Source organism: Asticcacaulis sp. SL142, assembly GCF_026625745.1.
In the GTDB taxonomy this organism is placed as follows: Bacteria; Pseudomonadota; Alphaproteobacteria; order Caulobacterales; family Caulobacteraceae; genus Asticcacaulis.
Window position 1 is genome coordinate 3,635,366 of the sequence record NZ_CP113061.1, and the last position, 12,321, is coordinate 3,647,686.

Below are 12,321 nucleotides of genomic sequence, written 5' to 3' on the forward strand. Positions count from 1 at the left end.
AGGTCAGGTCTTGGCGTCACTCAGCGATTCCCGGCGGATAAGCGTCGACTCGACCATGGACGGCAGGTCGTCGGCCATCTCGCCGGATTTCAGCACCATTTCCGGCACCAACTTACGCACCGACAGCGCCCCCATCTCGGCAATCGGCCAATGCACGGTCGTCAGCGATGGCCAGAGCTGCATGGCCACCGGCCCGTCATCGAAACCCACAATCGACAGGTCACCCGGCAGATTAAGCCCCCGTTCATGGGCGGCGCGCGTGACCCCGGCGGCCATCGAATCGTTGCTGGCGAAAATGACCGTGGGCGGTACAGGCGCGGTGAGCAGGACTTTGCCCGCCCTCACGCCGGACTCAAAACTGTACTCACCATCGGCAAAAAGAGTCTCATCCATCGGCAGACCGGCGTTTTGCAGGGCCTGCCGGAACCCGGCCTCGCGCTCACGGGCGGAGCGGAACCCCGCCGGGCCACGCACAAAGCCGATGCGGCGATGGCCCAGGGCTACCATATCCCGAACGACCGCCATAACGGCCTCACGGTCGTTGGACCAGACACTGCGCGACATCATGTCGAGTTGGGCTGAGCCGACGCGGATATATTTGATGTTCATGCGCTGGCACAGTTCGCCGATATCGTCGCGCTCCGACAGAGGCGGCAGAAAGATGGCGCCCATGGGTTTTTGGCGGGTGAGGAAGGTCTCAATATCGCTCAAAAGGTGAGGTGCGCTGCGATCCAGTGGCCGTGCCGCCAGGGCGATTTCGCTGTCGGCTATGGCCGACAGTACCCCGCGCTGAAAGGTCATGGCCATGGGCGAGGTCGAGTCATGAATAAACAGGACGATGACGAAATTCTTGCGAAACGCCAGAGCGCGCGCCTGTACATTCGGCACAAAGCCGAGCTGTTCGATGGCGGCTTCGACCTTGACCCGCGTGGAGGCTTTGAGCGCCTCACGGTTGATGACGCGGCTAACGGTCTTTTTCGACACGCCCGCCAGTTCCGCCACATCGGTGATGGTCGGCGCTGAGCCTGTTTTTCGCGGCAAGGCGACAATCGTCCCTGTCTTTTCCGTCCGTTTTTCGGTCACGTTGGGTCTGTACTCATGTTGTGATCAGCCGCCTGAACTTGGCTGATCGGGGGGGAATGGCAGGCGGTGGTGGCCGCCCGCCGGTTACAGTTAGAATTTTTTGGTTACGCTGAGCGAATAGGTAATGCCATCATAATCGGCCACGCGGTTAAAGGCTTCGACCCCTTCAAATTCCTCACGGCGCGAATTGGTGATGTTATAGACCTCAAGGCGCAGTTCAGTGGTTTTAGTGGGCGTATAGGCTCCGGAAAAATCGAGCTGGCCACGCGGACTGACGCGGCTGGAACTGCCGGTAAAGGTCGAGCCGCCCTCAAGCAGGATTTCCGAGGCATAGTTATAGGCCAGTCGCGCCTGCCACCGGTCGTCCTCGTAATAGCCGATCAGATTGTAGGTATGGTCAGCAACGCCGTAAAGCTTTGAGCCGTTGCTGCCGCTGGAGGTGACCTTGGTGGCGTTAAAGACCATGCCGAAGTTCTGCCAGATACCCGGCAGGAAGGAAAAATCCTGCTGCATCTGGAATTCGACCCCTTCGACCTTGAGCTGATTGGGATCATTGATGACGCGGTTGATGACGATGCGCTGATTGGCGGTTTCGGGTGTGGCCCCCTGACTGATCCGGCAAAAGCCCGTCGCGTCGATAAACATTGGGCCGTAAGATTCGCCCTCAACTTCAAAATTCTCACCTACCGGGCAGTAGTTGTTCTGCTCAATGATATTGTTTTCGATCGTCTTGTGGAAATAGCCGATGGCTACAACATTGCCGCGCCGGTTATAGTACGACACGCCAAGGTCGAAGGCCTTTGAACTGCGGGGTTTGAGGTCAAAGCGGTTCATGTCGATACGCACCGAACTTTGGGTCTCACCTGTATCCGGATCGACATTTTCCAGCACCCGCGTTGGGGCTGGTGAAAACTCGACCATATCGAACGCTTCAAAGGTTTCATAATAGGCGGCGCGCGCCACCAGCTTGGGCGAAAAATCGACAATCAGGTTCGCTGAGGGCAACAGCGCATCGTACGACCCGCCCGCCGGTTCCGCGGGCCTGAAATAGCCGGGGCGGAAATCCGCGCTGGTGAAGCCCAGCGCCTCATAGAATTTCAAAGCCTGATCCTCGATCAATCCGGTCAGATCGGCCTTAACATAGCGCAGGCCCAGATTGCCGCGTACCGGCCAACTTGCGGCTGTTTCCAGAAAATCGAACTTGGTTTGGGCAAAGGCTTCGAGGTTTTCGCGCGAGGCCCGAAAGTTCTGACCGGCCACCCGGTTGAGCGGAAAGCGTTGGATCATGCCCGACAGTTCGTTGCGCGGCGCCAGTTCCAGTATTTTCTGATAGGTGATGCGGCTGCGGGCGGCGGGCGTCAGTTCCGGGAAGAAGTTGGCCAGTTGCGCCGTCGTCATCGTGAAGCCGACATTGGTCGGCACTGTGTTTAGCACCGGGAATATCTGCTGCTCGATCAGGCGGTAATCGACCGACCAGAAATTATCAAGCTCGGCATTGGGCGCACCCGATCCAAAGAAATCACCGCCGCGTGTGACCGCATCGTTGAGCTTGAAGATGTCGCTGGTCAGTTTGTTGAGTTGCAGGCCCAGATTGGCGTTTTCCTGATAGATCTGACGGGCCTTTTCCTTGGAGTAATAGACGCCAAAATTCACCGTAGTGAAGGGTCCAAAATTGACATCACGCTCGGCCTTAAGATCGAGCGCATACATATTACGCCGTACCCGAAGATTAGCGCCGCTGGCGGTCACGACGACGTTTTCAGGGCGCAGGCCGTTGCGCGCCTGAGTGCCATTGCCGCCGCTGACCGTATAGGGGCCGGTCGCGGTCAACAGGCGGCTGGGCAGGTTAAGATCGAACAGGTAGTTCTTATAGTTGCCCAGGCCGGTATCAATGATGGCGGTAATGCCGTTGGTGGTGTTGTCTATGCCGTCGCCGTCGGGGTCCGTGCGACCGGTGGTTGGCTGGATGCGGTGCTCATAAAGATATTCATCGCGCGTCCCCAGGGCTTCGGAGATCGTGCCGATGGCATTGATTTGCCAGCCGCCCGTATTGAAGTTCACCTGCGGATAAAGGGCAAAGCTTTCGTCAATTGACGGCATGCCGCGATTACCGATGGGTAACTGCACATCGCTGGCCTGCACCTTATTGACGACATAGACGTTTTCAACCGTACCGTCCGAGCCGCGGTCGAACTGACCGACCAGAACCGGATCACTGAGCGGCGTTACGATCCCGGTCGTATCGGAGGCAAACGCGGTGAGTATATCGAGGTTGGCTTCATCAAGCTCACGGCGCGTCGCGATCCCATCAAGGCGAATATTTAGATTATCATTGACGCGCCACTCAAAACCGGCAGCCCCTGACAGGCGGGAGCCGTCCGATGTGCGTGAATATTGCCGGACTTCTGAGGGGAAGACCACCTGATTGGCGACGCCGTCGGTGGTGGCCGGAATAGCAAAGGCCGGATTGCTGGCCGCCAGTTGCGTCAGGCGCGCAGCGCTATAGGCCGTGTAGGCGTTGATGCGGATGGTGTCGCGCCGGAAATTCTGACGGGAATAGGACAGGGTGCCATAGACGCCGAAGTTGGGTGTGAATTTCTTTGAGCCGGTCAGGAAAAAGGCCGGATTGAGTTTTTCCGTGGACTCTTCCCACTGAGTTTCAATTCTGAACACGCCGCCGTCTTTGCGCGACAGGGCCGGACGGATGCGCAGATTGACGATGGACCCAAGCCCACCGGCGGGCATATCGGCCGAAAACGACTTAATCACATCCGCCCCGCCAAAGATGGCGGCATCATATATCCCAAACGGATTACCTGATCCGCGGGTGCCAAGCGTAGGGGCGGCAATGCTTTGGCCCATAACGGTGGTTTTGGTGTATTCGCTGGGCAGGCCGCGCACGCTGATCGAGGCATCGCGCCGGTCATCCGAGCGGTTGATCTGCACGCCCGGAATGCGTTGCAGGGCTTCGCCCAGATTGAGATCCGGGGTCGAGCCGATATCGTCAGCGGAAATGCCGTCCAGAATGACATCGGCCTTGCGGCGGATTTCAAGCGCGTCATTGAGCGATCCACGTATGCCGCGCACGACCACAACCTCAATATCTTCTTCCGCTAGAGGCGTTTGCGTTTCCGAAGCGGTTTGCGCCGTCGCGCCACTGCATAAACTGGCGAGCGCCACTGTGCCCAGGCACAATGCCTTCAAGGGGCGGCGCCCCCTTCCCTGAGAATTGATCATTGGCATTTCCTTGTGATGGGCTGTTTTTTTGCCCTTTAACCCTGCTTATATTGGTAGTTCTGAATCGATACCGGTGTCAATAATGAATCTTTTCAAGTAATTTATGCCTTATTTTAAAAGGATTATGACGAGTTTTGGTTTGCAAAATAAATTGACACCGGTATCGAAAAATGAATAATCTCCCTCAAAAGCCTCGCCCAATGGTGCGGGATAAAAGGGAGATACGCATGATCAGGACGACCGCCCTTCGCGGGCTGTTTATGGCTGGGCTTTGCGCAGGCTTTGCCGCTCAGGCCGACACGCCATTCAGGATCGATCCGTTATTTAGCGACCATATGGTCGTGCAGCGGGGTAAACCGGTCACGGTGCGCGGTGACGGCCGGGCCGGAGCCACGGTAACGGTCGGGTTTGCCGGAATGACTGCTAAAGGCCAGATCGATGCGGATGGCAGGTGGGCCGTCATCCTGCCGCCGGTGCCTGATGGCGCCAAAGGTATAATGGACATCAATGTGTCGGGTGGCGAAACACAGCGTCTCAAAGATGTGGTGGCGGGCGATGTGTTCCTGTGTTCCGGGCAGTCGAATATGGACCTGTCGGTCAGCGATACGGCCTATCCCAAGCGCACGGCTGAGGAGGGGGGCGGCAAACCCATCCGCCTGTTTAAGGTTGCCCGCACCGCCAGCGCGCAGCCGCAAAGCTGGGTCACGCCGGAAATCGGCTGGGCACCGGCGGGGCCTGACAGCTTACCGTCCTTTTCCGCCGCCTGCTGGCATATGGCTAAGTCGCTGGTGGCGGCCAACACTGGCGCACCTATTGGCGTTATTCAGGCCTCATGGGGCGGCACGTCGATCGAGGACTGGCTTTCCGGTGGCGCGCTGAAGACCGTGCCTCAGTATCGTGAGGATGTTGACCGCCTGAGCCAGTATGCCGGCGATCCGCAAGCGGCTACGCAGGAACGTATCGCCGCAACCGAGGCTTGGGCGCAAACCGCCGATCCGCAAGGTGTGGCGGCAGGCTATCACTTGGCGGCCTTTGACGATTCCGCTTGGCCAGAAATCTCGCTGCCCGGTGTGTGGGAGCGCTCCGGCATCGCGGCTTTACGCAGTTTCGACGGCCTGATGTGGTTCCGCCGTAGTCTTGATCTGACCGTAGCGCAGGCCATTGGGCCTGCTATCCTGCGATTGGGGCGTATTGATGAACGCGATCAGGTCTGGATCAATGGTCAGGTCGTGGGCGCGACCCTGCTGGGCAGCGAAACCCGCGCCTATGTTGTCCCCATGGGCGTCCTCAAGGCTGGACGCAATGTCATTGCCATCCGTGTGCTCGATGAACGCGGGGCGGGCGGACTGATGGGCAAGGCCTCGGATGTGCGGCTCGATCTGACGGCGGGCGCGTCCGTTGATCTCAGTGGTGCGTGGCGCTACCAGACCGGCCGCGCACGCCGCATCTGGAAAACCCCGCCGCCGTTTGTGCCGTGGGCTGCGCCGCGCGGTATCAGCATGTTGTGGAATGGCATGATAGCCCCCCTGCATGGCTTTCCGCTCAAAGGGATCGCCTGGTATCAGGGCGAAACCAATACCAGCGAGGCTGAAAACTATGGGGCGCTCCTGACCCTGTGGGCGTCATCGTGGCGTGAGGAATTTAACGATCCATCCCTGCCGGTCGTTATTGCCCAACTGCCGGGATATGGCCCGCGCAGTGCCGTGCCGACCGACAATGACTGGGCAAAACTGCGGGAGGCCCAGCGCCTTATGGTGGCTCAGGATCCGCACGCAGGGCTGGCGGTTCTGATTGATCTGGGGGTGTCCTATGATATTCACCCGGCCCACAAAGATGAAGTCGGGGCTCGGTTGAGTAACGAAATGCTGCGTCTGGCCTATGGCCGCAAAGTCCTGTCCGCGCCGTCGCCGGTTAAGGCAGAGGCCGCGGGCGACGGCATCCGTGTGCAGTTTAAAGATACCGGGGGTGGGCTTATGGCCTATGGGTCGCATGACGCGGCGGCGTTCGAATTGTGTGACTCTGACGCAAAGTGCCGGTTCGCGACGGCGCAGGTGGACGGTGACGCGGTTCGCCTGCCCGCCGATCCGCAGGCCCGTCAGGTTCGCTATGCCTGGCAGGGCTCTCCGCCGGTTAATCTCTATGGCAAGAGCGGTCTGCCGGTGGTGCCGTTTGCCATAAATATACCGTAACGCCGTCCGTAAGCTTTCGGCAGAGGTGACACGGCGACGGGTTTGACCCATGATCGCTAAAACACAGGGGCGGGCGTACACAGAATGACCACAGGCACACGCCGCGAGCGATGGCTGATCGTTGGCCTGATTTTTCTGGCGTCGTGTCTGACCTATATGGACCGGCAGATGTTCGGTCTGCTTAAACCCGTGATGCAAGCCGATCTGGGCTGGTCGGAACTCGATTATTCCGGTGTCGTGATTGCGTTCCATGCGGCCTTTGTGGTCGGGTTTCTGACGTTCGGGCCGGTCATGGATCGCTTTGGGGCTCGCCGGGGGTATGCGGCGGCCTTTTCCCTGTGGGCGGCGGCGCACACGGCGCTGGGGCTGGCCAGCAGCCTTATGCAGTTTGGCCTTATCCGCTTTTTGTTAGGCGTGGGGGAATCCGGTACCTTTCCCGCCCGACTCAAGGCGGTGTCCGAATGGTTTCCTCCGCAGGAACGCGCGCTGGCCATCGGGGTGTTTAATGCCGGGGCGTCGACCGGGGCGCTGTTGACGCTGGCTCTGGTGCCGGTGCTGACGCAATTCTATGGCTGGCGCGGGGCCTTTGTCGGAACGGGCCTGCTCAGTCTGCTGTGGCTAGGGCTATGGCTGGCGTTTTATCGCCGCCCGCCCAATGCTGATCCGTCCGCGTGGCGACAGGGCTTGACCTGGACGGTATTTGCCGAATTGATGCGGCACCGGCAGGCTTGGGTCTATGTGGCGGTTAAGTTCCTGACCGTCCCCGTCTGGTGGCTTTACCTGTTCTGGTTGCCTGATTTTCTGTACCGCAATCACCAGCTTGATCTGGGTGTATTTGGTGTGCCGCTACTGGCGATCTTTGTACTGGCCGATGTCGGCAGCGTGGCCGGGGGTTGGACATCTTCGGCCCTGATCGCCAAAGGGGCCTCGGTTGGTCGCGCCCGCATGACGGTTATGGCAGTATGCGCGGTTCTGATTTTACCGCTCATCGCCGTGCCGTTCAGCCCGTGGCTGGGGCTGTCGGTCGCCATCATCGCCGTAGCCGCCGCGGCCCATCAGGCGTTTTCAGCCAATCTCCTGTCCCTGCCGTCCGACCTGTTTCCGAAAGAGGTCGTCGGCAGCATCGTAGGCGTTGGCGGGGCTGCCGGCGCCATAGGTGCTATTCTAATGGCACTGTTTTCGGGCGTGGTGCTGGAATTTATGCAGTCCTACGTTCCGATATTTTGTGTGGCTGGCGTGGTCTATGGTATTGCAACCTTGATCATTATTTTCAGCCGGGTTTACTCAGTGATCCCAGAAAAAATCGATTGATGTCAGCTAACCAGATATCCAGGGCGGAACTCTATTTATGTTTTTGTGGTCTGGCTATTTCATTGACATAGCGTAATTCATGACATCATACAGAAAGGTCGATTCCACCGTGCCGGAAATCAGGTGCGCTTGCGGGCCGGAAGCATAGACCGGCACATCTTCGCCGGTGTGCTGGGCGCTCGATAGCGGCACCAGGGTCGGCTGTTTGAAATCGGGTGCCAGTGCCTCATCCTGCGTCAGATCATGATCGTGCGGCCCCAGCGCAGATGGGCCGGAGGCGTAGGCCAACACCGTGCGGCCCTTACCGTTTTTATCCGGCTCATTGACACCGCGATTGCGGGCAAGGCCCATGATCGGTTCTTCGCGGGTAGAGCCCGCCGATTGAGTCAGGCCGTGGCTGTGGTCGGCGGTAACGATGATCAGAGTGTCTCTGGCATCAGTTTTACTGAGGGCGACCTGCACGGCCTTATCCAGTTCATCGACATCGGTCAGCGCCCGGTAAGCATTGTTCTGATGGTGCCATTTATCGATGGCGGCCGATTCCACCAGCAGGAAAAAGCCGTCAGGATCGTTGGACAAAACCTCAATGGCCTTGGCGGTCATGTCGGCCAGGTTGGGGACTTCGGTCTGGTTCTTATGATCGACGACCGAGGGCAGATCGCCCTCAGCAAACAGGCCGAGCAGTTTTGAGGTGTTGTTTGCATCGACCGCGCTTAGGGCTGATTTTCCGGTCACGACCTGAGCTTTGGCTTGTGCGGCCCAAACCTTCGTCAGGTCTTGGTCCTTACGCTTGCCGCCATCTGCAACGGTCTGAAAACGCGCCAGATCACCGCCCAGCACCACATCCATGCGGACATCTTCGGCGGCTTCGACCATTTGGCGGGCCAGATCGACACACCCGGATTTGGCAGCGTCGGCGGGCAGTTCTGAATCTGAGCGCCAGCCGCGGGTGGATGTGTGGCCATAGGCTCCGGCCGGTGTGGCGTCGGTGATTCCAGAGGTGGTCACGACGCCTGCGGATTTGCCCATGCGCTTGGCCTGTTCGGCTATGGTCGGGATATGGGTTGCCCTGAGCGCGCAGGCCTTTGAGGTGACCGTGGCATCAACCCCGATCGCGCCATTGATGGTCTTAACGCCGGTAGTGATGGCGGAAATGCCGTTGGCCGAGTCGGTGACAAACTTATCGGCCGAATAGGTCTTGGAAAACGCCGAATAGGGCAGGGTCTCAAAGGTCAGCCGATAGGACGCGCCGTCCTGCCCACGCGCCTGTCCGGCCATGATGCGGCCAGCGGTGACCGAATTGATGCCCATGCCGTCGCCGATAAACAGGATGATGTTTTTGGCTTTACCGGTATTGGGCGTGCGCGCCAAAGCCACGTCCAGAGCCGGGGAGGCCGGTTGCGCCCATACCGGTGTGGTTATGAGGGCGGTAGCGAGACACAGGGCGGCTTTCATCGGTGTACTCCTCAGCAAAATTACAAAATCCCGCCCGGTGTTGGAGAACCGGGCGGGAGGTCATCAGGTTACGGGCGGGAACTAGAACTTGGCCCGAACCCCGATGGAGACGGTGCGGCCATTATAGGTATAGCCGCCGAACTGGCCGTTCTGGGCGAACTGCCACTGGGCTTCGTTGGTCAGGTTCTGGGCTTCGGCCACGATGCTGTAGCGGTCATCGATCTTATAGCTGATATTGCCGTCGAGCGAGCCGTATTCTTTTTCGTTCAGGTTGCTCAGGCCGCCGGTGCCGACCGAGGCCAGTACATCATCGACCCATGAATAGGACAGGCGCGCGCCCAGCTTATCCTTTTCATAGAAGACGGTGATGTTGTAGCTGTTCTCCGCCACGTTCTGCATCTTGTCCTTAAGGGTGGCCGAATAGGTCGCCTCAGAATCTGTCCAGGTATAGTTGGCCAGCGCGCCCAGACCATCGAACGGGGCGGGCAGGAACTTAAAGTTCTGCTGCCAGGCCAGCTCAAAGCCCTTGACCCAGGCTTCGCCGCCATTGACCGGCGCGGTCAGCAGGTAGTTCTGGCCGTCGATAGCAATTGTGGTGTTCTGGTTATACACAAAGGTGGTGATGTCCTTATAGAACACCCCGCCGATCAGGGCCGAACCCGGTGCGAAGTACCACTCGGCGGTCAGGTCGAACTGATTGGCCTCAAACGGATCGAGCAGCGGATTGCCGCCGACGGCAGTAAAGACCGTACCCGATGAATTAAGCGTCAGGCGCGGCGACAGGTCAGCCAGTGATGGACGGGTGATGACCTTGGCGGCGGCGGCATGGATTTGAATGTCGTCGCGCAGTTCGTAGACAAAGTTGGCACTCGGTAGGGTGTCCTTATAGGTCTTATCAAAGCTGACCGGCACGGCGGCAGAGCCGGTGTCGGCATGGCCCTGTGAGGTCTGGTCGGTTTCGGCATAGCGTACACCGATTTCACCGCGTAGGGACCGCTCGAACACCATGGTGTCGATATTGGTGGCGACATAGGCGGCCTTGATCTTTTCGGCCACATAATATGAGTTTCTCAGATCGCCGCGCGCCGGGGCGGCATTGGCGATGGCTGATGTGTCCAGAATAGCCAGAAATGCATCGCGGTTTGGCAGCAGCCAGGTCTGGGGCAGGGTGCCGGACACTTCGCTCAGGAAGTCGTCTTCGGGGAAGCCGTCATAGAACTCACGGCCGAACAGGGTGTTGTTGCCGCCGATGGTCTGACCTGACTTATTGCGGGTGAAGTTGATATCGCGGCGGTTATATTCACGCGAACGGTCACGGAATTTGACGCCGCCGGAAATCTGGCTGAACACGCCCCAGCTCAGGTCGCGTTTGGCGTCGAACTGGACGGCATCTTCTTCGTCGGTCGAGTCGTTGATGCGCCATTCCAGACGGCGGAACGGCAGGATCGGATCGTTCAGGTCGCGGGTCAGGAAATCAAGGCTGGGTACCCCATCACCAACTTGCGGGATATAAAACTCTAACGCGCCGGAATTGCCCAGTACGCGGGTGCGGGTGATCGGCTTATCGGTATTGGAGTAGGCGCGCGCCACATAGACGCTGCCCGACAGATCCCATTCGCCCAGACGATGCTTGACGGTCAGATCGGTCAGCATGTTGTCGTGGGTCAGGTAGTCGATCTCACGGCCGATCTGGGTGCTGGTTGAGGTGGTGCGCCCGCCGACGAGGGCGCCATTTTCAACCTTTGCGGTGCCAGGCACCAGCGATGACAAAACGAAATCAGCCGAATAGGTCAGTTCGTCATAGAAGTTGTCGAGATAGGTGTAAAAGCTGGTCAGGGCGATTTCGGTATTTTCGGTCGGGCGCCATTGCAGAGCGGCGGTCAGGCCATAGCGTTCGCGGCGTTCGCGCTCCAGGGTCGGGCGCACAGCGGACGGGGTGAAGTTGGTATCGGTGACACCGTCGCCGGTGACATCGATCTTATTGGCCGCCCAGCTTACGCCGGTGATGCGATCCGAACGCAGGGAGCGGATGCCGTAATTGGCGGAGACCAGCGCGCCAAACGTGCGGTCTTCGTTGTTCCAGCTAATGAGGGCCGATGCCTTGGGATCAACCTTATCGGCCAGTTCAACATAGGTGGTGGTCAGGCTGACCGAGGTCGTCGGTTTTTTGAAATCAAGCGGCTTAAAGGTGCGGATGTTGATCGTGCCGCCGATGGCACCTTCGTCAAGTGAGGCCAGCGGCGACTTGATGACTTCGACGCCGGAAACCAGTTCTGACGCCATGGTGTCAAAGCGGAACTGGCGGCCCGACTGGCCCGAGTCGCGGACGTTTTCGTTCACGGCGGCGCTGCGGCCATCGATGGTCACGTTCTGGAAGTTGGGGCCAAGGCCGCGCACCCGCACGAACAGACCTTCGCCACGGTCGCGGGTGATGGAGATTCCCGGCACGCGCTGCAGCGCTTCGGCAATGTTGTTGGACGGGAACTTACCGATATCTTCGGCATTGATGACGTCGATGACGTTGACGGCCTTGCGTTTCTCATTGAGCGACTTAGCCAGTGAGCTTCTGAAACCGGTGACGACAACTTCTTCGATGGCTTCGGGGGCGGTGGTGTCCGCTTGCGGGACTGAGGCTGCGGCCATAACCGGGGTGACGGTTTGGGCGGTAGCTTTTGTGACACCGGCTTTGACGATCACCGTATCGCCCTTGAGGCTATAGCTCAGGTTCTGACCGGACAGCAGGCTGCCCAGAGCCTGATCTACACTGATGTTGCCCTTGACGCCGCGGGTGGTCTTACCGGCCAGAAGGGCGGGGTCAGCGACGACCTGCACGCCCGATGTGCGCGACAACTGCACCAGAGCGGTGTTCAGGTCACCGGCCTTAATGTCAACCGTGACGACGCGGTTGGCGACGGTCTGGGCCTGCGCGGTGACGGCGACCATGCCCGCCCCCAGATTGAGCGCGGCCAGCGACGCCGACAGGCATAGAATGCGATGAAAATTAAAAGTCAAAACCAGATCCCCATGAATAGATTGCTCAGCCCCA

The 12,321-nt window shown here is 59.1% G+C and carries 6 protein-coding genes; 2 read left to right on the top strand and 4 right to left on the bottom strand.

The window, feature by feature from the left end; all coding sequences use genetic code 11:
* Positions 1-3: 3 nt before the first annotated feature.
* Complete coding sequence (locus tag OVA03_RS16660) at positions 4-1,083, bottom strand: LacI family DNA-binding transcriptional regulator (protein WP_267526147.1); 1,080 nt, start codon at positions 1,081-1,083, stop codon at positions 4-6.
* A 90-nt stretch (positions 1,084-1,173) separates the two neighbouring features.
* Complete coding sequence (locus OVA03_RS16665) at positions 1,174-4,287, bottom strand: TonB-dependent receptor (protein ID WP_267526148.1); 3,114 nt, start codon at positions 4,285-4,287, stop codon at positions 1,174-1,176.
* A 260-nt stretch (positions 4,288-4,547) separates the two neighbouring features.
* Between OVA03_RS16665 and OVA03_RS16670 the strand changes: the two genes are divergently transcribed.
* Both OVA03_RS16670 and OVA03_RS16675 read left to right on the top strand, forming a co-directional pair.
* On the top strand, positions 4,548-6,509 hold the full coding sequence (locus OVA03_RS16670) for a sialate O-acetylesterase (protein ID WP_267526149.1): 1,962 nt from the start codon (positions 4,548-4,550) through the stop codon (positions 6,507-6,509).
* An 84-nt stretch (positions 6,510-6,593) separates the two neighbouring features.
* A complete protein-coding gene (locus tag OVA03_RS16675; protein WP_267526150.1) occupies positions 6,594-7,820 on the top strand; it encodes an MFS transporter in 1,227 nt (408 codons plus the stop codon).
* 54 nt (positions 7,821-7,874) lie between these two features.
* On the opposite strand, the gene OVA03_RS16680 is transcribed toward OVA03_RS16675, so the two are convergent.
* Together OVA03_RS16680 and OVA03_RS16685 are read right to left on the bottom strand one after the other, a co-directional pair.
* Complete coding sequence (locus OVA03_RS16680; protein ID WP_267526151.1) at positions 7,875-9,275, bottom strand: alkaline phosphatase; 1,401 nt, start codon at positions 9,273-9,275, stop codon at positions 7,875-7,877.
* Positions 9,276-9,356: 81 nt separating this feature from the next.
* Complete coding sequence (locus OVA03_RS16685) at positions 9,357-12,287, bottom strand: TonB-dependent receptor (RefSeq protein WP_267526152.1); 2,931 nt, start codon at positions 12,285-12,287, stop codon at positions 9,357-9,359.
* Between the last annotated feature and the right edge of the window lie 34 nt (positions 12,288-12,321).